21 protein-coding genes are annotated in these 20,829 nt (G+C 57.6%); 9 read left to right on the forward strand and 12 right to left on the reverse strand.

Features of this window, described 5'->3' with window-relative positions; translation table 11 throughout:
• Nucleotides 1-151: 151 nt before the first annotated feature.
• Nucleotides 152-298 (reverse strand): hypothetical protein, encoded by a 147-nt coding sequence (locus A8B84_RS09710; protein WP_227513979.1) that lies wholly within the window; start codon nucleotides 296-298, stop codon nucleotides 152-154.
• A 125-nt stretch (nucleotides 299-423) separates the two neighbouring features.
• Nucleotides 424-1,626: a tyrosine--tRNA ligase gene (tyrS, locus tag A8B84_RS09715; RefSeq protein ID WP_064228569.1), complete on the reverse strand. Its 1,203-nt coding sequence runs from the start codon at nucleotides 1,624-1,626 to the stop codon at nucleotides 424-426.
• Between the two features lie 304 nt (nucleotides 1,627-1,930).
• On the opposite strand from tyrS, the gene A8B84_RS09720 reads away from it, so the two are divergent.
• The gene (locus A8B84_RS09720; protein WP_064228568.1) at nucleotides 1,931-3,340 is read left to right on the forward strand and encodes an OapA family protein; all 1,410 of its coding nucleotides are present in this window, start codon (nucleotides 1,931-1,933) and stop codon (nucleotides 3,338-3,340) included.
• 7 nt (nucleotides 3,341-3,347) lie between these two features.
• Nucleotides 3,348-4,445, forward strand: a complete 1,098-nt coding sequence (locus tag A8B84_RS09725) for an anhydro-N-acetylmuramic acid kinase (RefSeq protein ID WP_064228567.1) — start codon at nucleotides 3,348-3,350, stop codon at nucleotides 4,443-4,445.
• Between the two features lie 12 nt (nucleotides 4,446-4,457).
• On the opposite strand, the gene erpA is transcribed toward A8B84_RS09725, so the two are convergent.
• From erpA to argC, 4 genes are all read right to left on the reverse strand, one after another.
• On the reverse strand, nucleotides 4,458-4,790 hold the full coding sequence (gene erpA, locus A8B84_RS09730; protein ID WP_201257883.1) for an iron-sulfur cluster insertion protein ErpA: 333 nt from the start codon (nucleotides 4,788-4,790) through the stop codon (nucleotides 4,458-4,460).
• Between the two features lie 84 nt (nucleotides 4,791-4,874).
• Nucleotides 4,875-5,360, reverse strand: coding sequence for a bactofilin family protein (locus A8B84_RS09735; protein ID WP_064228565.1), 486 nt, complete (start codon nucleotides 5,358-5,360; stop codon nucleotides 4,875-4,877).
• A gap of 1 nt (nucleotide 5,361) precedes the next feature.
• Complete coding sequence (locus A8B84_RS09740; RefSeq protein WP_064228564.1) at nucleotides 5,362-6,102, reverse strand: DUF6776 family protein; 741 nt, start codon at nucleotides 6,100-6,102, stop codon at nucleotides 5,362-5,364.
• 16 nt (nucleotides 6,103-6,118) lie between these two features.
• Nucleotides 6,119-7,156 (reverse strand): N-acetyl-gamma-glutamyl-phosphate reductase, encoded by a 1,038-nt coding sequence (argC, locus tag A8B84_RS09745; protein WP_064228575.1) that lies wholly within the window; start codon nucleotides 7,154-7,156, stop codon nucleotides 6,119-6,121.
• Nucleotides 7,157-7,310: 154 nt separating this feature from the next.
• Between argC and A8B84_RS09750 the strand changes: the two genes are divergently transcribed.
• The 6 genes from A8B84_RS09750 (at nucleotide 7,311) to A8B84_RS09775 (ending at nucleotide 13,514) form a co-directional block, all read left to right on the forward strand.
• Nucleotides 7,311-9,086, forward strand: coding sequence for a chloride channel protein (locus tag A8B84_RS09750; protein WP_064228563.1), 1,776 nt, complete (start codon nucleotides 7,311-7,313; stop codon nucleotides 9,084-9,086).
• A gap of 3 nt (nucleotides 9,087-9,089) precedes the next feature.
• On the forward strand, nucleotides 9,090-9,512 hold the full coding sequence (gene hemJ / locus A8B84_RS09755) for a protoporphyrinogen oxidase HemJ (RefSeq protein WP_064228562.1): 423 nt from the start codon (nucleotides 9,090-9,092) through the stop codon (nucleotides 9,510-9,512).
• Between the two features lie 41 nt (nucleotides 9,513-9,553).
• The gene (thiD, locus tag A8B84_RS09760) at nucleotides 9,554-10,312 is read left to right on the forward strand and encodes a bifunctional hydroxymethylpyrimidine kinase/phosphomethylpyrimidine kinase (RefSeq protein ID WP_064228561.1); all 759 of its coding nucleotides are present in this window, start codon (nucleotides 9,554-9,556) and stop codon (nucleotides 10,310-10,312) included.
• The gene (gene thiE, locus A8B84_RS09765; RefSeq protein ID WP_064228560.1) at nucleotides 10,309-10,968 is read left to right on the forward strand and encodes a thiamine phosphate synthase; all 660 of its coding nucleotides are present in this window, start codon (nucleotides 10,309-10,311) and stop codon (nucleotides 10,966-10,968) included. The genes thiD and thiE overlap by 4 nt, the downstream gene beginning before the upstream one ends.
• A gap of 15 nt (nucleotides 10,969-10,983) precedes the next feature.
• The gene (gene hemL / locus A8B84_RS09770) at nucleotides 10,984-12,264 is read left to right on the forward strand and encodes a glutamate-1-semialdehyde 2,1-aminomutase (protein WP_064228559.1); all 1,281 of its coding nucleotides are present in this window, start codon (nucleotides 10,984-10,986) and stop codon (nucleotides 12,262-12,264) included.
• A 329-nt stretch (nucleotides 12,265-12,593) separates the two neighbouring features.
• Complete coding sequence (locus A8B84_RS09775) at nucleotides 12,594-13,514, forward strand: lipase family alpha/beta hydrolase (protein WP_064228558.1); 921 nt, start codon at nucleotides 12,594-12,596, stop codon at nucleotides 13,512-13,514.
• A gap of 34 nt (nucleotides 13,515-13,548) precedes the next feature.
• Here the strand turns inward: A8B84_RS09775 and A8B84_RS09780 are convergent, their stop codons facing one another.
• The 4 genes from A8B84_RS09780 to A8B84_RS09795 form a co-directional block, all read right to left on the reverse strand.
• Complete coding sequence (locus A8B84_RS09780) at nucleotides 13,549-14,820, reverse strand: tetratricopeptide repeat protein (RefSeq protein WP_227512751.1); 1,272 nt, start codon at nucleotides 14,818-14,820, stop codon at nucleotides 13,549-13,551.
• Nucleotides 14,821-14,924: 104 nt separating this feature from the next.
• Nucleotides 14,925-15,299 (reverse strand): hypothetical protein, encoded by a 375-nt coding sequence (locus A8B84_RS09785; protein ID WP_064228556.1) that lies wholly within the window; start codon nucleotides 15,297-15,299, stop codon nucleotides 14,925-14,927.
• Nucleotides 15,296-15,988, reverse strand: coding sequence for an anti-sigma factor family protein (locus A8B84_RS09790; RefSeq protein WP_064228555.1), 693 nt, complete (start codon nucleotides 15,986-15,988; stop codon nucleotides 15,296-15,298). The genes A8B84_RS09785 and A8B84_RS09790 overlap by 4 nt, the downstream gene beginning before the upstream one ends.
• Nucleotides 15,989-15,998: 10 nt before the next feature.
• Nucleotides 15,999-16,586, reverse strand: coding sequence for an RNA polymerase sigma factor (locus A8B84_RS09795; protein ID WP_162841251.1), 588 nt, complete (start codon nucleotides 16,584-16,586; stop codon nucleotides 15,999-16,001).
• 224 nt (nucleotides 16,587-16,810) lie between these two features.
• Here A8B84_RS09795 and A8B84_RS09800 point away from each other — a divergent pair, with 224 nt between their 5' ends.
• Nucleotides 16,811-17,746: a DUF4382 domain-containing protein gene (locus tag A8B84_RS09800; RefSeq protein ID WP_064228554.1), complete on the forward strand. Its 936-nt coding sequence runs from the start codon at nucleotides 16,811-16,813 to the stop codon at nucleotides 17,744-17,746.
• A 59-nt stretch (nucleotides 17,747-17,805) separates the two neighbouring features.
• On the opposite strand, the gene A8B84_RS09805 is transcribed toward A8B84_RS09800, so the two are convergent.
• Together A8B84_RS09805 and mrcB are read right to left on the reverse strand one after the other, a co-directional pair.
• Nucleotides 17,806-18,387 carry a tetratricopeptide repeat protein gene (locus tag A8B84_RS09805; RefSeq protein WP_064228553.1) on the reverse strand — a complete coding sequence of 194 codons (582 nt, stop codon included), beginning with the start codon at nucleotides 18,385-18,387 and terminating at the stop codon, nucleotides 17,806-17,808.
• Nucleotides 18,384-20,714: a penicillin-binding protein 1B gene (gene mrcB, locus A8B84_RS09810; protein WP_064228573.1), complete on the reverse strand. Its 2,331-nt coding sequence runs from the start codon at nucleotides 20,712-20,714 to the stop codon at nucleotides 18,384-18,386. Before mrcB ends, A8B84_RS09805 begins: the two co-directional genes overlap by 4 nt.
• Nucleotides 20,715-20,829: the final 115 nt, after the last annotated feature.

The following is a 20,829-nucleotide window of genomic DNA, read 5'->3' on the forward strand; positions in this document are numbered from 1 at the left end:
AATTTCGACGAGTCACTGTCCTGATATTTCATATCCGAAATACCTCGGCCAGCGCCCACACGAATTACTTGGTCAACTTTTTAAAGAGCGTTTGAGCTGTTGCTCAATCAAGGCCGCGTATTCTACATCGTTCCGCTGCCTTGTCAACCGTTTATTTTTCGATGTTTTCCGCTTCCGGAAAGCGCCGAAAAATGACCCGACTTACTGCTTGTTTCGAGGCGCGCATTCTACAGCGAACTGCTTGCCTGTCAACTGCTTTCTGAAGATTTTTAAAACTCATTTTCTTCAGCGCTTTCAAACAGTTATCCTTCGATTTCTGAGCCACCTCAGCGGTGCTCCCCTCGAAAGAGATGCGCATTCTACAGACCTGCCTGGGGGTGTCAACGGCGATTCTGAAAAAAACTCAAAATCGCCCAAAATCGATCACGCAGTAATCAGAACGCGGGCGATCTTCTTCTTGCCCGCCTGGATGACACAATCATCACCCTCTACAAACATCCGATCGCCTTCGAATTTCTGACCATCCACAAAGACCGCACCACGGCCCAGGACGTCTCTGGCTGCCGCGCCATTCTTTACCAAACCTGCCAGACGAAGCACTGACGCCATCGGAATCTCTGACTGCCCTTCCAGTGGCACCTCCACAGTCGGCACATTATCAGGAATCTCGCCAAGAGCAACGCGATTACCGGCAGACTTGTGGGCAGTGCGCGCTGCCTCCTCATCGTGGAACCGGGTAATAATCTCTTCCGCCAGCAACTTCTTATAGTCCTGCGGGTTGGCACCATCGGCGACAGCCTTACGGAACTCCTCCACCTCCGCAAGCGGCCGGAAGCTCAACAGCTCGAAGTAACGCCATAGAAGATCATCCGGCATGGAAAGCAGCTTGGTATACATCTCACCTGGCGAGTCATTCACGCCCACATAGTTGCCCAGAGACTTGGACATCTTCTGAACACCGTCGAGCCCCTCCAGAATCGGCATGGTAAGAATCACCTGGGGCGACTGGCCGTAGTGCTTTTGAAGAATTCGCCCCATCAGAAGATTGAACTTCTGGTCGGTCCCACCCAGCTCAACATCGGCCTCCATGGCAACAGAGTCATACCCCTGAACCAACGGATAGAGGAACTCGTGAATCGCGATCGCCTGCTCAGCCCTGTAACGCTTGGTAAAGTCATCCCTCTCCAGCATGCGGGCAACGGTGTACTGCCCCGCCAGCTTGATCATATCGGCGGCGCTCATCTTGTTCATCCAATCGGAATTGAACATGACGCGCGTCTTTTCAGGATCCAGGATTTTGAACACCTGCTCTTTATAGCTAACTGCGTTCTCGGCAACCTGCTGCTCCGTTAAAGGAGGGCGTGTGGCACTCTTGCCAGTGGGATCCCCGATCATCCCGGTGAAGTCTCCAATCAGAAACATCACTTCGTGACCGAGATCCTGGAACTGGCGAAGCTTATTAATAAGAACCGTGTGCCCAAGATGAAGGTCGGGCGCCGTGGGATCGAAACCCGCCTTGATCCGGAGCGGACGACCTTCCTTCAGTTTCTCGATAAGCTCATCTTCCGGAATGAGTTCGTCTACGCCTCGCTTGATTATCGCCAACGCTTCATCAATGGATGCCATGAACAACACGTCCCCGCTTTGATCTTGGAAAGATTCTGTCAGTTACAGACTTCAACAAAAGAAATCTGTGAGTTACCTGTCCCCCTGCTACAGTAAGCTGACCAGAAATTGACCAACACCGAGTTTGCAGGGCGGCGCATTATAACAACGCTGTCAAAAGAAATCCGGAGGATGGAACAGTAACCGTAATGTTCCACGCTGTCCCGCATGCATTTTATACGGTAATCTGTTGGACTATACTTGAACAACAGCTTTAATTAGGTAGTACAAGCTGCCGTAATGCCGATTAAAACGGGTGCGATACGTGCTAAAAATGTTTCCCAAAACTCACATTACCATTGCTGCTGCGGCCACGGTTGTTGTTACCGCCGCCGTCCTTATGAGCCCAAGCAGCAACGTTGAAGCGAAAAGGATGTCCTACGCTCTGGATCTGGAGCAGGGCACCGTTTCTGAAACAGGCGCCTCGACAGTGCAGGCGACAACCCCGGCCGCCCCTGTCACAGAAACCCAGCCGGAAGTATCCGAATCAGAGGTTGTGACAGAAGCCAGCCAGCAGGCGAACCTTGCTGCGCCGGAATTGCCCGCCGCCCCGAAAGAGCCCGAGCTCGACTGGCAAACCTTCGCAGTCAAGTCCGGCGACACCCTTTCTTCTCTGTTCAAGAAAGCCGGTTTCAATGACGGCATTATGCTCTCCGTGATTCACGGCGACGGCGAGGCGGACAAGCTACAGCGACTGTACGCTGGCGAAACTATTCGCTTTGCCACCTCCGAAGACGGCTCACTAGCAGCCATTGATCTGCAACGAAACCTTCTGGAGACTCTGAAGATTACGAAAGAGGGTGATAGCTTCAGCGGCGAGACTGAAGTTCGCAAACCGGAAGCACGGCCGGCCTTTGCGTCCGGCACTATCGACGGCTCTTTGTATCTTGCCGCTCGTGATGCGGGCCTCAATGACCGCCTGACCATGGAGCTGGCAGGCATCTTTGGCTGGGATATCGACTTTGTTTACGATGTCCGGAAGGGCGACCAGTTCGAAGTGGTTTACGAGGAACTCTACCTGGACGGCGAAAAGTTCGACACCGGTCGAATCCTGTCTGCCAGGTTTGTTAACCGTGGTGAAGAAAACCTTGCTCTGCTCTACACAGACAGCAACGGCGACGCTGATTATTACGCCCCGGATGGCAAGAGCATGCGCAAGGCATTCCTGCGCACGCCGATAAATGCCCGGATATCTTCTCCGTTCAACCTTCAGCGCCGCCACCCGGTGCTCGACGTTGTCCGCCCCCACGAGGGCACCGACTATGCAGCGCCTCCTGGAACCCCAATCAAAGCCGCAGGTTCAGGACGGGTAAAATTTGCCGGCTGGAAGGGTGGTTACGGAAGAACCGTTATCCTCCAGCACGGTGACAACATCACCACCCTTTATGCTCACATGAGCCGACTGGGCAAAGGCATCAAGAATGGCACCCGGGTCAAGCAGGGCCAGACTATCGGCCACGTCGGCTCCTCTGGAATGGTCACTGGCCCACACCTGCATTACGAGTTCAGGCTGAACGGGTCGCCGCGTAACTCGCGCACCGTCAAGCTGCCGGATGCCAAGCCCATTCCTTCTTCCGAAATGGCTCGATTCAAGAAGTTCACCGAACAACGAATCGCCCAGTTTGACGTTTTCCGCGAGAGCTACCAGCAACTCGCACTGGCTTCAGACGACTGAACGAAGAATGGAATCCTGGATAGGGTTGATGTCGGGCACCAGCATGGATGGCATTGATGCCGTGCTGGTGTCGTTCCAGAACAACACCGTTAAGATCCACGCCTCGCACACCACTCCCTACCCCGATCATATTCGCCACCGCCTGCTTGCCGCCAGCCAGAATCAGGCCGCACCCGACGAGGTCGGTGAACTAGACACTCTGGTCGGCACGCTGTTTTCCGAGGCGGCGCATGAGGTTATTCAATCTTCCGGCTTTGACCGAACGACGATTCGCGGCATTGGCAGCCACGGCCAAACGATTCGCCACCAACCCTCCGGCACAGCCCCTTTCTCCATCCAGATCGGCAATCCTTCCGTGGTTGCCGAAGCCACAAACATCACAACGGTCGCAGATTTCCGAAGAAGGGATATGGCCGCGGGAGGCCAGGGTGCTCCGCTGGTTCCAGCCTTCCATAAGGCCTTTTTCAGTTTGGATACCGAGAACCGCTGCATTCTCAACCTCGGGGGCATTGCCAACATCACCTGGCTTCCGGCAAGCGCGGACCTGCCGGCAACCGGATTCGACACGGGCCCAGCCAATGCATTGATGGATGCCTGGTGTCTGGACCAGACCGGGCTTCCGTTTGATAGCGATGGCCACTGGGCCAAAGAAGGTTCAGTCAACCAGGAGCTGCTTGATGACATGCTTTCCGATGCCTACTTCTCGAAGGCACCCCCAAAAAGCACGGGCAAAGAGCGGTTCAATCTTGATTGGGTCAAAACACTGGTAAGTCGCCACCCGGGCATTCCAGCGGAAGATATCCAGAGGACTTTGCTACAACTGACCGTTACCAGCGTCGTTAATCAGCTGCCTGAGACCGCAGACCTTCGGGTTTACGTATGCGGCGGTGGGGCGCGAAACCCGCTCTTGATGGAAGAGCTGGGCAAGGCACTGCCTGAAGCCCGACTCTCACTAACCTCGGAACTGGGTGTGGACCCTCAAATGGTGGAACCTGTGGCGTTCGCATGGCTGGCAAAGCAGGCGCTCGAAGGGAAGCCCGGGAACCTGCCGGACGTGACCGGGGCGGCCGGCCCTCGCATCCTGGGAGCCATCTACCCGGCCTGAAGCCTTTGCCAATCAGATGGAGAAGGAACTGCCACACCCGCAAGTGGAGCTGGCATTGGGGTTCTGGACCACAAACTGAGATCCCTGCAGGCCTTCCTGATAATCAATGGTGGCGCCCACCAGATACTGGTAGCTCATCGGATCAACCAGAAGAAAGACACCATCGCGCTCAATCACAGTGTCTTCCTCATCCTGGTGTTCATCAAACGAGAAGCCGTATTGAAATCCGGAACAGCCCCCGCCCGTGACAAAGACACGGAGTTTGAGTTCGGGGTTTTCTTCTTCCTCGATCAACTCACGTACTTTGGCAACGGCACTGTCACTAAAGAACAGCGGTGTGGCCATTTGTTGCTGAACTGCGCTCAAGTTCGCCTCCGGATTATCGTGAACAACTCAGGCGATTATGGTATTCCTGACTAAAACAATCAACTATTCGGACTTTCCACCATCGGCCGACTCCTCGGATCCCGAGTCCTCATCACCGTTGGCAACCTGCTTGTGCCCGGATCCGGCAGATTTGGCATCCTGGGATAGCAGACCGACAGGTTCCCGCTGATGTACCAGATTTCCGTTCACCGAGGCACCCATCGCCATCTCGATCAGGTTGTAGTACACGCTACCATTGATAGAGGCTTTTTCCGCCAGTTCAAGATGCGCCGATGCGTAAACATCACCGTTCACAGTACCGTTAATAATGACGTGGGGCGCGTTGATATCGCCTGTCACTTCGCCAACTTCCGAAACCCTGAGCACCGCGTCAGTGCCCTCATCAGCAACCACCTTCCCGCGAATACGGCCATCCACGTGAAGCCCACCGCTGAAATGCACATCCCCTTCCACGGTAGTCCGAGAGGAAATCAGAGTGTCAAAATGGCCGGTGGGCCGGCGCGGTTTCTGCTTTTTCTTGCCAAGCATGTCAGTTCTCCGTTAAATCGTCCCAGTTAAAGGTGCGCTCGGCTTGCGAGGATTTTCTTCCCTCCGCCTGGGCTACCACCTGGATCTCAAGCGGCTCAAATTCTTCCGGCAATTTCAGCGAACCTTCAACGTCCTGAAAATACCGGAAACGGAATTTCACACCGAGATCGGCTATATCCTCCGAGAGATCACGCAAAGCGATGACCTCTTTTTCTTCATCACGCAAACCGATGACATTGACCGCCACCACACCGGAAATGTAGCTCTTGTTGTTGCCGACCTGGGTCAGCACCAACTTGAAGTCATAGCTATCCCGATTACGGGCCGGAACCAGCGTAAAACTGTCAACCTGGAGCCCCTTGCTGGTTTCCGAAGGCGCCATGATGTTTTTATAGAAGGTCAGGTCCGATTGCAGTGATCCAATGCGGGTTTCCAGATCGACGATGGTTTTTCGCGCCTGGTTAAGAGCCTGCTCATCAATTGCGCGCCCTCGTTCCAGGTTGATCAGCTGTTGCCGGGCCTTGCGGAAATCCTCTCGCAGCGTTTCGACTTCATTCTCCAGTACCTGGTTGGACTCCTCAGCATTGGAGAACCGGAAACCACCCTGAGCCAGACCGGTTGCATAGCCGGCAATCGCCGCAACAACGGTAAAAACCAGCAGAATGGCCGTTCTGCGCAGGCGATAACCGGGGCGATGGCGAATAACGACATACTCTTCAGCAGGCTTTCGCTGTTCGCTCACAATCTTTCCCTGTGCATCAAGGCAGCAGCGCCGGGGCCTCAAGCCCCATGGTTTCTTTCAGGCCGAACATGATGTTCATATTCTGAACCGCCTGCCCCGCCGCGCCTTTCACCAGGTTGTCGATCACAGAGGAGACAATCACGATGTTGCTCTGTTCCTGCCTGTGCAGCGCCATACGACACTGGTTCGCCCCGCGCACACTGCGGGTTTCCGGATGGCTGCCAAAAGGCATGACATCGACAAAAGGCTCGTCGGCAAAACGCTCTTCAAACAACGCCTGCAGCCGATCAAAATCGGCCGGATTTTTCAGCTCGGCGTAGAGTGTTGCTTCAATGCCACGAATCATTGGAATCAGATGGGGAACGAAAGTCACGCCCACATCGCTGCCGGCCGCGCCGGACAGTCCCTGGCGAATCTCTGGCAGATGGCGATGGCCAGAGGCGCCATAGGCCTTGAAGCTTTCACCAACCTCACCGTGCAGCATGCCAATCTTGCCCTGCCGGCCGGCGCCGCTGGCGCCGGATTTGGCATCCGCAATCAACCGGGCAGGATCTACCAACCCTTGCTCCAGCAAAGGCAGGAAACCAAGTTGAACCGCGGTGGGGTAACAACCCGGGTTGGCAACCAGCTGAGCCGCACGTATTTCGTCCCGCACCACTTCCGGCAGACCATAGACCGCTTTTTCAGCCCATTCCGGGCTTTCATGGGCCATGCCGTACCAGTTAGCCCACACATCCAGATCCTTCAGACGAAAATCGGCGGACAGATCCACTACACGCACGCCGGCCGACATCAGTTCCGGAACCATTCTCATGGCTACGCCATGGGGCGTTGCGAAGAACACCAGATCGCAGGCTCCAAGCACGGCTACGTCAGGCTCAGAAAACGCCAGGTCGTAGTGCCCTCGCAAATTGGGGTACATATCCGCTACCGGCATGCCCGCCTCAGACCTTGAGGTAATGCAACTGACCGAAACTTCAGGGTGAACCGCGAGGATTCTCAGCAGTTCCACACCGGTGTAGCCGGTGCCACCAACGATGCCTACTTTAATCACCATTTTCTCCAGCGACGTCGTATCAGAATTAAGAGCTTTAACGCCGTAGTCTACCATGATAAACCAATGACTTATTGCAGCCCTCAGGGCGACCGTTACAATGTTGTCAGAATCCTTCTGACAGTCCACCCAAATCCACCGGACCTCTGGCCTCATGCAGAAAATCTGGCACCAGATTACCGAGCATCTGATCCCTGTTTTCCGGCGCCGGTTATCCGGTGTTGATGCTTTGCCGCAACTGGCCGTGCTCGGCCTGCTGTCCGGGTTGATTACCGGTGGCGTCATCCTGGTGTTCCGCCTGGCCATTGAGTGGCCGCTCGAGCATTTTCTTCCAGGCAATGGCTCCGAATCCTTCGAGGAACTGAATCTGCTGACCCGGGGGCTTCTCCCGCTCGCCGGGGCGCTCGGCCTGGGCTTGCTGATGCACCGCCTGGCCACCCACGACCGCAAGGTCGGGATCGTTCACGTTATGGAGCGCCTGAACTACCATCAGGGCTACATCTCCATACGCAGCGCAATTGTGCAGTTTATCTCGGGGGTGGCCACCGTGGTCAGCGGCCAGTCGGCAGGTCGTGAGGGGCCGGCCGTGCACCTGGGCGCGGCCTTTTCGAGCCTGATGGGACAATGGATGCGCCTGCCGAACAACAGCATCCGGACACTGGTGGCCTGCGGCTGTGCGGCGGCCATTTCAGCGTCATTCAACACGCCGATCTCAGGTGTCATTTTCGCCATGGAAGTGGTGATGATGGAATACACCATTGCGGGTTTCACACCAATCATTCTGGCGGCGGTAAGCGCAGCGATTGTTACCCAGGCGGTGTATGGCGCAGAACCGGCCTTCAGCGTGCCGGCGCTGACCATGAACTCGTTGACGGAGATCCCCTGGATACTGGCCATTGCCGTGATTATCGGCATCGCTGCGGCGCTGTTTATCCAGCTGGTCGACACCATGGGCAAGCACCACCACCGTCCGGTTTTGTTGCGCATTACCATTGCGGGCCTTCTGATGGTGCCATTCGCCATTTTCATTCCGGAAACCATGGGTATCGGGTACGACACAGTCAACGAAACCATTAATGGGGAGCTGGGGTTCTGGCTATTGCTCGGAGCTGGCGCCGCCAAGCTGGTGATCACCTCGCTTTCCATTGGTCTGGGCATGCCAAGTGGAGTGATTGGTCCCACGCTGTTCATGGGGGCAACCCTGGGCGGTGCCATGGGGTTGATTGGCGCACAGATTCTGCCGGAACACGCATCATCGGTTGGCTTTTACGCCATGCTGGGAATGGGCGCCATGATGGGTGCCGTGCTTCAGGCGCCGCTCGCTGCCCTGATGGCGCTGATGGAACTCACGCGAAATCCCAACATCATCCTTCCGGGTATGCTTATCATTACCACCTCGAGCCTGGTCACCAGCGAGGCCTTCGGCAAGAAATCACTGTTCCTGACCATCCTCAAGAACCAGGGGCTGAGCTACCAGAATTCCCCGGTAATTCAGGCCCTCCGGCGGGTATCGGTTGGTGCCATCATGGACCGAAGTATACTACGCACCGAGCGGCACCTGAGCGTCGAAGAGGCACGAAAGGCCCTGAAATCCGAGCCAAAGTGGCTGGTCGTTGAGGGCAGTAGCGGGCCCACCGCCCTGTTACCGGCCGTCGATCTGGCGAGATACCTGGAGGATACGGAAAAGCTGGTGGCCGAGGAGGAAGTCGAACCACCGGAGTCCATCGACCTGATGGACATTCCCGCCAATCGTCGTGACGTTGCCCCGGTACAGTACCAGGCCACCCTGGAGGAAGCCTTGAATGAGTTCGATGCAACTAACGCCGAGGCCCTTTACGTACAACGTCACGTGGCGCCCATGATCCAGCGGGTTTATGGCGTGGTGCTGAAAGCCGATATCGAGAGTTACTACCAATACCGACGGAGCTGACGAATGCTTTGGGTGAAAGCCTTCCATATTATTTCACTGGTGTGCTGGTTCGCCGGCATCTTCTACCTGCCCAGGCTGTTCGTCTACCATGCCGCCTGCGAGGACGAGCCCGGTCGTGAGCGCTTCAAGATCATGGAGCGCAAGCTTTACCGCGGCATTACCACACCCTCGATGGTCGCAACCTTTGTCTTCGGCGTCTGGCTGATCAGTTACAATGCATCCGGCTATTTCAGCCAGGGCTGGATGCATGCCAAGCTGTTACTGGTGGCAATTCTGATTGTTTACCATTTTTATTGCGGACACCTTGTAAAGGTCTTCCGGGACGACCAGAACACCAGAAGCCACGTGTTTTACCGTTGGTTCAATGAGCTGCCGGTCCTGATCCTGCTGGCCGTTGTTATCCTGGCAGTTGTCAAACCGTTTTGAGGAGCTGAGTCATTAAACGTTTTACCCGACCCCAGGTTCTTATTCTTTCCGGCCTCGACCCATCCGGCGGCGCCGGGATTCAGGCCGACATTCAGGCAGTCACCTCGCTGGGCTGCCATCCCTTGCCGGTTCTCTCGTGCCTCACCGTTCAGGATACCCGCAACGTGTATGGCGCCGAGCCGGTATCCGCAGACCTGATTCGCCAGCAACTCCAGTGCCTTGCTGAAGACACCCCCATTCACGCCATTAAAACCGGCGCCCTGGGCAACGCTGCGGTGGTGGATGTGCTGGTGGAGTTCATCCGTGAACACCCCGGTATACCAGTGATTACCGACCCGGTGATCAAGGCCGCAGGTGGGGGTGACCTGGCCGATGACGCACTGGTCAGCGCCATGAAAGAGAAGTTGTTTCCTCTGGCAGAGATGATTACGCCAAACGGTATCGAGCTGGCGATGCTCGGGGGCAGCGATAACCCTGATCAGGCCGCCGACAACCTGTTGCAAGGCGGGTGTGAATCGGTTTTGGCCACCGGAGGGCACGGCACTGGCGTTCACATTATCAACACCCTGTACAATCACGCGCCTGAACCCATGCGCTGGGAGGTTGAACGTATCGGCGGCGAGTATCACGGCACCGGCTGTACCCTGGCCGCGGCGATTGCCGCCGGCAGGGCCTCCGGTCTGTCCCCACGCGCCGCCATCTCCCAGGCCCAGAACTACGTTCATCGCGCCATACTGCACGCTCTGGAAGTGGGCAAAGGCCAGCCGGTCCCGGATCGAGGTATTCTGTGGGAACGATGAGTAAAGGGCTTCGTCCGGGCCTCTACGCCATCACGGACAGCGCGCTCACTCCACCGGAAACACTGATCGAATCGATTGAGGCAGCGCTTCGCGGCGGCGCGGTCATGGTACAATATCGCGAGAAACACGCGTCGATGGCCGAGAGACTTAGCCAGGCCAGGAACCTGCAGGCAGTTTGCCAGAACGCAGGCGTCCCGTTGCTGATCAACGACGATCCGGAGCTGGCGAAACGCGTGGGCGCTGCCGGAGTCCATATGGGGCAGACGGACGGCTCGCTGACCGCCGCCCGCGAACTACTCGGTGACCAGGCCATTATCGGCATAACCTGCCACGCCGATCTGGCATTAGCACGGGCCGGACTGGAGGCAGGTGCCGACTACCTGGCGTTCGGGCGCTTCTATACGTCGTCGACCAAACCCGGAGCACCGGCAGCATCCCCCGGGGTGCTGACCGAAGCCAAGAATTTCGGGCGCCCGCTGACCGCCATTGGCGGTGTAACTGTGGAAAACGGCGAACCCCTGATTCGCGCCGGGGCCGACATGCTTGCCGTGGTTGGCGGCCTGTTTGGCGGAGCCACTGATGACATTGAGCTGAGAGCCAAAGCTTTTGAACGCCTGTTCGCAAGCCATCACCCACTTTTTTCACTTCCCGAATAACAGGAGCCCAGATCCATGACGCACTCCGAAACCCTGTTCGAGCAGGCCCAGAAATACATCCCCGGTGGCGTGAATTCTCCGGTCCGGGCGTTTCGCGGTGTCGGTGGTACGCCCATTTTCTTCAAACACGCCCAGGGCGCCTATCTCTACGACGAAGACGATCAGCGCTACATCGATTACATCGGCTCCTGGGGCCCCATGATTCTTGGTCACGGTGACCAGCGAATCAAGGATGCCCTGCACGCCCAGGTCGACCTGGGCCTTGGCTATGGCGCACCCACCGCCCTCGAAACCGAGATGGCCAAGAAGGTGTGCGAACTGGTGCCCTCCATCGAACTGGTACGCATGGTTAATTCCGGCACCGAAGCCACCATGAGCACCGTTCGACTCGCCCGGGGCTACACTGGTCGCGACAAGATCGTAAAATTTGAGGGTAATTACCACGGCCACGTGGATTCACTCCTGGTAAAAGCCGGCTCCGGCGCGCTCACCCTGGGTGTACCGAACTCCCCGGGCATCCCAGCCAGCCTGGCCGAGCACACCATCACGCTGACTTACAACGACATGGACAGCGTTCGGGAATGCTTCCGGGAGATGGGCGACCAGATCGCTGCCATTATCGTTGAGCCGGTGGCCGGTAACATGAACTGCATTCCGCCGGTTCCGGGTTTCCTGGAAGGGCTTCGGGAAGTGTGCGACGAGCATGGCACTGTGTTGATCTTCGACGAGGTGATGACCGGGTTCCGGGTTTCCCTCGGCGGTGCCCAGGGACTCTACGGTGTTACCCCCGATCTCACGGCCCTGGGCAAGGTGATCGGTGGCGGCCTTCCGGTCGGCGCCTTTGGCGGCAAGCGGGAAATCATGGAGCACATTTCGCCACTCGGCCCGGTTTACCAGGCAGGTACCCTGAGCGGCAACCCCCTCGCCATGTGTGCCGGCCTGACAACGCTGAATGCGATCTCCGAACCCGGTTTCCACGACCGGTTGACCGAGAAAACCAATGCCGTTCGCGATGGCCTGAAAGAAGCCGCTGACGCCACCGGCATCCCGTTGACGGTGCAGAGTGCCGGCGCCATGTTCGGGTTCTTCTTCACCGAGGAAACCTCTGTCACCCGCTTTGACCAGGTAATGGCCTGTGAAGTCGAACGCTTCAAGAAGTTCTTCCAGGGCATGCTGAAGGAAGGCGTCTATCTGGCACCTTCAGCCTTTGAGGCCGGCTTCACCACGGCTGCACTGTCAGAACAGGACATCGCCGATACCATAGCGGCAGCAAAAAAGGTCATGGCGACGCTCTGATCTTTCGACTCTTCCCCACCGACGACCCCGCAGGTCTCAGCCTGTCCTGCGGGGCCACCTCAGTGACGAGCGTCACACTTCTACGGCGAACACACCCTCCTGGCCTCTTCTGCCGTTGACTTACCACCCCGACTGATCAAATGTTGATCTAATCTCTACCGAGATGCTCTGACGGCACCAATCTAACAAAGACAAGAATCAAGTCAGCGCACGGAAGCACTCGATCTGCCATGTTGCAGATGCAGTACGAGAAGATAGTCTCTGGAGCAACCCGTTAGGTTGAGCCGCAGTTTGAATAACAAACACAACATCAAACTGTAGGAACGACAATGAAACTCTGGATCCAAGCACTGGCCCTCGCCCTCACTGTGGCCTGGTCCGCACCCTCTGCCGCCTGGTGGTGGGACTCTACCCCTTCAAACTACACAGATACCCGTTACCCGGTTGTGCTGGTGCACGGTATGTTCGGCTTTGACTCCATTGCCGGCGTGGATTACTGGTACGGGGTCGCGGAGGATCTACGCAAATACGGCGCCGATGTCTACACCACCCAGGTGCCGGCCCTGGACAGCACCATCGCTCGCGGGGAAGCCCTGCTGCCGCAGGTACAGGCCATCGCCGCGGTGCATGGCAAGGTCAATCTGATTGGCCACAGCCATGGTGGCCCCACGGCCCGTTACATTGCCAGGGTGCGGCCGGATCTGGTTGCCTCGGTAACGTCCGTTGGCTCGCCCCATAAAGGCTCGCCGGTTGCCGACCTGATCTACGGCTCCCCTGCCGAAAGCCTCGCAGCCAGTCTGGGTAATGCGCTGGGCGGGCTGATCGACCTGCTCTCCGGTGGCGGTTACAACCAGGACCTGCGTTCCAGCCTGCAGTCCCTGACCACCCAGGGCAGCGCCGAGTTCAACAATTTTGCCCCTGCCGGCATTCCAACCACCGCCTGCGGTGAAGGTGCCTACTCGGCAAACGGCGTCCGCTTCTATTCCTGGGGCGGTACGGGGGTTCTGACCAACGTCCTGGATCCATCCGACGCGCTTCTGGGCACCACCAGCCTGGCCTTCGGCTTCAGCCAGAACGACGGCCTGGTGGGCCGCTGCAGCAGTCGATTTGGCAAGGTGATCCGGGATAATTACTTCATGAACCATCTGGACGAAGTGAATCAGGCCCTGGGGCTGCACAGCCTGTTCGAGACAGACCCGAAAGCGGTTTTCAAGCAACACGCCAATCGCCTGAGGAACGCCGGACTGTAATGGTTAGCTGGCCTTCTGGCTGTGCGTTGCAGAGCTAGAAGGCCCCTTCCAGGGTCAACATCAGCGTCTGGCGCTGATAATCATACTGGGACAGACTGCTTCTGTTGTCCCGAACCAGCCACTCCCCCCGGACCAGCCAACGGCTGTCCAGAGACTTCTCCGCCAGCAATCCGATCTCCAGACGGTTATCCTCCCGGAGGCCGCTCTCACCAACTGCGGTCACCACCTGATGGGCATCCTGGTATCGGCTGTGGCGAACCGAGCCTGTTGTTCCGAGAGCCAGGTCAGGATGCCAGCGATAGCGACCGGCAACCTCCAGGGTGTGGTGGGTGGGAGAGACACTGACAAATTCATCGGCGGTTCGCAGATCCCGACGGTTATTGATCTCCAGGGAGTATTCGCCGTCGAACCGCCAGGATCCAAGGTACTTGAGCGCATGGAGGCGCGCCCGATACCACTGACCGTCATAGGCCTCGAACCCGGAACCACCGTTCACGGTAGCGGCGGCCAGAATTATTCCGCACTGGTCAGGGGCTGCCGGTAGCGAACACTGCCGCCAACGATAAAACCCCTCAATGCCGGATCGGGTTTCAAGGGATTCACTGTCGAACCAGGATTTCACCAACGACACCAGTGCCCCGCGTTCACCTTCAGTCAGGGTCTCGGACCAGCCTATCCGTCCCTGTAATACCCGGGTATCGTATTCGTGGTTGGATGGGTGTTCGCGGGAATAGGCGGCCACATCGAGTGCGATTCTGGAGCGGGCGCCGACTGGTCGTTCGTAGTTTCCCGCAGCCAGTGCTTCGAGGAAACCGCCACCCTCACTGGACGCCGTATCCTCGGGCAAGCCGGCAATATTGGAATCGTAACCGCCGGAGATGCCCAGATAGCCACGAAAGGAGGGCTCGCTGGCCGACGGCGGGACTCCGCCGGCCAGTTTATTCAGCTGGGCCCGGGCCAACGCCCGGATTTTATCCGGAGCACTCTCTGCCGAGGCCTGTTCGAACCAGTGCCGGGCTTCGACAGGCTCGTCCCGGGCAAGCGCAACCAGACCAAGGTTATAGCGCGCCAGGGCGCCGTCGGAGTCATCCAGCAAGGCACGGAAGGCCGATTCAGCGGCGACATAATCGCCCAGCTGATAGCAGACAACGCCGAGGTTGTAGAAAAGAGAGGGGGATGAGAGGCCTGCATCAATGGCGCTCTGGAAGCGCTGTTTCGAAGCGTTCAGGTCTCCTGCTTCAAAGGCTTCAACGCCGGCACGGAAATCCTCCATGCCGGCTTCTGTTTCCGCCGCCTGAAGATTCATTGTGGGCACTAAAAAAAGGAACAGGGACAGGGCGCGCCAAAATACCAGCAAACAGGTTTCTCCGGATTAATCCACGCGGGGCAGGAACGGTTACATCTCCGGCTTCAGCGATCCAGCCCTGGTGCATCCGGCAGCTCCGGGCGTTCCGGACGCTCCGGCAACTCAGGCTTACCCTTGATCAGCTCTCGGGATTGCCTGGCTTTTTCGGACATGGATTCACCAAACTCGCGCCCCCTTTCTCGGGCTTCACTGGCCGCATCCAGCCCCGGGGAGCCAGACTTACCCGGATTGTCGGGTCTTTCAATAGCACGGGGCAACTCAATTTCCCGCACGACCGAATCGGTGAGCTCTGCATCGTCAGTCACCATGCGCATGGTAACATCCAGATCATCATTAGCCAGTGTTGTCGCTGGCACCCCAAACCCGATCACCAGCAACCCGACCACTTTTACGCTCACTGCAAACCTGTCACCTGTCATGATTCGGGATCCTCGCCCGTTCGTTGTGGGTAGTCGGGAATCGGGGCCCGAAAGGTTTTCTGGCGATCTCCGGTGTCCAGTCGGGCCACCAACTCACCGGCACCGGGAAAGAGGAGCTTCAGGGGTAGCGACAAGACGTTCTCCCCTGCATTGAGGCTTACCTTCCAGCTAAGTTCACGATGCCCTGGCCAGGAGGCCAGCTCCACATTCGGTGGTAGCTCCAGGGTAAGCGTAACGTTTTCCAGGGCTTCACCGGAACGGAAGGCAAGGCGCACGGTTTTCTCAACAGGTTCGGTAATGCCGGATACCGGGTTTTCAGCGGCATTTTCCGACGACGCGACAACAGGCTCGGCGTTGTCATTCACTTTATCGGGCTGGAACAGAAAACCCAGGCCAATACCCAGGGCAAGAGCCGCCGCAATGGCACCACCCAGCGCCCCGTGACTCCATCCGGACTTCGGATTGGCTGCGCCTCGGGCAGACGACAAGACACGGTTGTGGAAATCAGGAGACGGCTCAGGGATGCTAAATTGCTCCTGCAACGCCCGGTTCAGATCGCGCTCCGAGGCAAGCCACTCGCGACACGCCAGGCAGCCAGCAATATGCTCTTCCACCCGGTCATGAGCGGGGGCAGAAAGCTGGTTGTTGATGTAGGCAGGTAGATCCACCCGGATTTCGTTGCAGGACATTGTCTTCACCTCACTCCCCCACACGTCCAGCCGGTTCAATTGGTTCCAGCTCCCGCTGCAATTTCTTTCGCAGGGCCGCCCGACACCTGTGTAGCCGCGATTTTACGGTCCCCAGCGGGATGTCCAGCACCTCCGCGATGTCCTCCTGGCGCCAGCCGTCCACATCATGAAGCAACAACAGGGTTCGCTGATCGGGTGTCAGGGTCATCATCACCCGGTCCAAAACCGGCCCCAGGCGAGACTGCTCCAGTTGCAGATCCGGTCCAACGTTGTCCGACTCAAGACTGTCCAGCCAGTCAGCCTGGCTTTCCGTACCGACCAACTCGGTCAACGGGCGGTCACTCTGACGGTTCTTACGCCGAACCTGGTCGATAAACTGCCGGTAGAGCACCCGGTTTAACCAGGGCCGTAACTGGTCAACGCTTTCCAGCTCATCAAGCTTTGGGAATAGCTTGACCACGACATCCTGAACCAGATCCTCGGCATCCTGTTGCTGACCGGCCAAACGGTAGGCAAACCGGTACATGGCGTCCAAGTGGGGCTTCACCAGGGCGTCAAAACGCCGGGACTTCGAGGGCTTGAAAGGAAAAATTGCCAAAGCCGTTGTTTACCTGCGTGGGTTCATGCCAGCGGCGCAGTCTATATCAAATAGCTGGGCCGATGCATTTGCCGAATTCCCGATCTGACAATTCAACGATTGCCGGGACATTAGGGAACGTTAACAAAAATCCCGGAACTCTGCTCCCAACAAGTGCGTGGTATAGGGGTCAGGTAGCGATGTTGCTTCGCTATGATTCCAGCAAATAAACCTTGGAGGTTTATATGAAACGTTCGATCCAACTTCTTGCCATTTCGACGCTTGCTGCAGGCATGGCGGCCTGTGGTGGCAGTGGTAGCGACAGTTCAGCGTCTTCGGGCACCGGCACGGTTTCCTTCGGAATTACCGATGCCCCGGCCATGGACCTGAGCAATGTCACCATTGCGTTCACGGAAATTCGTTTGAAGCCCGAGAATGGTCAATGGGTGGAATTTCCTCTTGAGGGGTTCGAACAGGTAAACCTGCTGGATCTTCAGGGTGGCCTGAGCGAACCACTGATTACGGATGAAGAAGTACCTGCCGGCACCTACACCGAGCTTCGGCTGATTGTCGACACGGACAACTCCTTCGTAAAGCTCGAATCTACAGGTGACAGCGAGTACACACTGGCAGTGCCGTCTGGCGAGCAAAGTGGCCTAAAGCTGAAGGGCAATTTCCTGGTGGCCGCAGACACAACTACCAATTTCACCATCGACTTCGACGTGCGCAAGTCCATCGTCGACCCGCAGGGTAACGCCCTGGCTAACTATATGCTGAAACCGTCCCTGAGACTGGTCAATAACCTTGAGGTTGGCTCTATACGTGGTGAGGTGGACGTCGCCCAAATCACTTCCACTCGTATGGCGGATGAAACTCTGGCTGACTGTCAGTACGACGGCGCTGTTTACGTCTTCTCCGGTGAGAATGCCGAAACCTCGGATCTGAACGTAAACAACGAGGAAGGCAATCCTCTGATGATTGTACCGGTTGAGCTCGACGATGAATCAAGCCTCTACAGCTACACGGCAGCATTCCTGCCAGAGGGTAACTACACCATCAGTTACAGCTGCCAAGAGGATAACAACGAGCAGGATGACAACCTAGACTTCGAGGGAACACAGAGCCTTGAGGTTGTTGCCAACCAGACAACCGAAGCCGAGCTGATTCCTCTTGTAGAATAAGCCGTTTCCCCGGCAGGCGGTCTCTGAACAACGGGCACCGCCTGCCGAGCAAAACAGAGTCACAGCGCGGCGGCTCTCGCCTCCGCCTGATCCGCACCCGCCACATTCCCGCGAGCACGACGGATATCCGCCAGCAACAGCCAACCTGCTCGCTGCAACCGGGTATCACTTCCGGCCAGGGACAAGCCCTTCAAAGTGAACTGCTCTGCTGAGCCCAGCTGATCACCCGCCACATAGGCTTCAGACAGTTTGAAATACACCTCGGCAGAACGGGGAGCAATCCGCTGTGCGCGCTCCAGACGGGCGATGGCCCCTGAGACGTTACCTTGTGCCAACAGCTGATCGGCCTCACGCACTAGGCTGAGCGCCGCGGGCGAAAGGCCATCCCCGGTTTCCCGATAGCTGGGGGAACTGGAACGGGAAGGTTCCCGGGTTTCCGGAGCCGCCTCTGGCTGTTCGCTCTTGCGCCACACGGGGGCTTCGCTTTCTTCGCTATCAGTACTGGTTCTGGGTGGTTCCGGCGCCTTGGCCGGCTCACTGCCGATCGGCACGTAGATTCCGCCTCCTGGCCCGGAAGCACAACCGGCCACGGACAGCAGCGTGGCGATCAGGGCAGTCCTTAACGAAATACGGTCAATCATTGAAACAGTCCTTCAAACCAGCCCCGGATACGACGTTCCAGATTTCCGGAGCACGAAATTGTCTGCGTGGGTTCGCTGCCGGCAATGTACGGCAACAGTCGGGCATTATCGCAGTATTCGTCCGTCAGTGCCTGCTGCTCCGAATTCACCCAGTGATAATTTACTCCGTCGGGCACCACAGGCGAAAAGCCGTGCTGTGGAACCTGCGCCATAAACCTCGACCAAACCGGCAAGGCGCCACTGGCCCCGGTCAATGATGTGGGGCCGTTATCATCGCGCCCGACCCAGGCCACTGCAAGCAGGTCGCCACTGAATCCGGCAAACCAGGAATCCCGGCCATCGTCGGTGGTTCCGGTCTTGCCTGCGAGGGTGAGTTCCTGGGGCACTGTGTAGTAGGCAGAACGGCCTGTCCCTTCCTGCATGGTTTCCTGCATGGCGTATTGCACCAGGTGCACGGCGGAGGGATCGGCAACCTGCTCAACTTCCAGGCTGTAACGGGATAAGGCCTCACCGCCGGCATCCGTCACTTCCCGGATGGTTCGCAGCGGGGTATTGAAGCCTGAGGTCGCCAGCCCCTGATAGATCTGCGCAACCGTCACCGGGCTCATTGAAACCGAGCCCAGAAGCATCGACGGGTAACGGGAAATCGGGGTATCAACCCCGAACGCCGTCAGAGTCTCTCGCACCCGGTCCACACCAATATCCAGCCCGACGCGCACGGCCGGCAGGTTATAGGAGTGTGACAGAGCCTTATGCAAGGGAACTTCGCCCCGCTCCTCACCATCGTAGTTCTTGGGCTGCCAGCGTTTGCCATCATCGAATTCCAGGGTAAAACTCTTATCCAGCACCGGCGTGGTCAGGGTATACCTTTCCGGCTCCTGCAGGGCCGACAGGTAGATAAACGGCTTGATCAGCGAGCCGATGGGGCGGTTGGCATCCAGTGCCCGATTGAAACCGGCGAATTGCGGGTCCCGGCCACCCACCAGGGCCAGCACCTCCCCGGAATCCTTCGCGGTTACCACGAGAGTGGCCTCCAGCGCTTCGGCATTCTGCCCGCCGCCCAGCCTCGGGAGGGTATCGGTTACCGCATACTCCGCCGCATACTGGATAGCGGGGTTCAAGGTAGTGAAGATTCGCAGACCTTCACTGCGGAGATCCTCTTCCTTGTAGTCACGCGCCAAGTGCCTTCTGACCAGATCAATGTAGGCGGGGTAACGATTTTCTGAATAAGACGGCCTCTCGCTGACGCCCAGCGGCAATCCACGGGCCCTGGCCGCGCGGCCCGGCTCAATCAGGCCTGCCTGTTCCATTTCAGAAATCACCAGATTCCGCCGCTCTGTAGCACGCTCGGGATGACGGCGCGGATTGTAGTAGCTGGGCCCCTTTACCATGCCAACCAGCAACGCGATCTGATGCACATCCAAATCCTTCAGGGATTCACCAAAATAGAACTGGCTGGCCAGACCGAAACCATGAATGCTGCGTGTGCCGGCCTGTCCGAGGTAGACCTCATTCAGGTAGGTTTCCAGGATGTCGTCTTTTTCATAGTGCAACTCCAGCAACACCGACATCAGGGCTTCGTTGGCCTTTCTCACCAGCGTCTGCTCGCGAGTAAGGAAGAAGTTCTTCACCAACTGCTGGGTCAGCGTGCTGCCACCCTGAACGATTCGCCCGGCCTGGATGTTGGCCAGCATGGCCCTACCGATGGAGAGAGGCGCAATGCCGAAATGATCGTAAAAGTTGCGATCCTCCACCGCCATCAGGGTGGTTGGTAATAACGCAGGCACTTCATCCAGTTGAACCAGTACCCGATCTTCTTTATGTGCCGGATAAATACCGCCAATCTGGGCGGGCTCAAGCCTGACAATCGGGGCGTTGTCGCCTTCAATCACCGAAAAGCCCTGAACCCGATCGCCCGAGATCGACAAAGAGATCCGGCGCCGAGGCTCATCGCCGTCCGGGAACGAAAAGCCCCGTGTACTGATGACGAAGCGATTGCCACTGCGCTGGTAACTGCCGGATTTTTTGCCGTCGCCTTTGCGGAAACCGGAGAGGCTCAACTCCCGTTCGAGAGCACTGGCACTGACGCTGGCACCATCGAAAAGCTCCAGCGGACGGGCGTACACCCGGGACGGGACTTCAAAACGCCGGCCCTCGAAACGGGAGGTCACCACGGCATCAAGGTAAACCATCCAGCCTGCCAGCAAAACGAGACCGATGGCACATAACCGGAACATAAAACGCCAGAACCACGGCCGACGACCGTTGTTCGAAGAACGTCTGGAGGGCTTTCGCCTGGGGCTGGAGGATGCTTTAGATTTTTTCATGGCGCGATTATAACGAAGGGAGCGGTGAGTAAGGCAGGCCAACCATGTGTTATTTCTGTAATCTGCCCGTTATGATAGGGCAAGAAAAATCAATGAGTTCAGGGAACGCGAGGAG

The sequence above is a fragment of the Marinobacter sp. EhC06 genome (assembly GCF_001650915.1).
In the GTDB taxonomy this organism is placed as follows: Bacteria; Pseudomonadota; Gammaproteobacteria; order Pseudomonadales; family Oleiphilaceae; genus Marinobacter.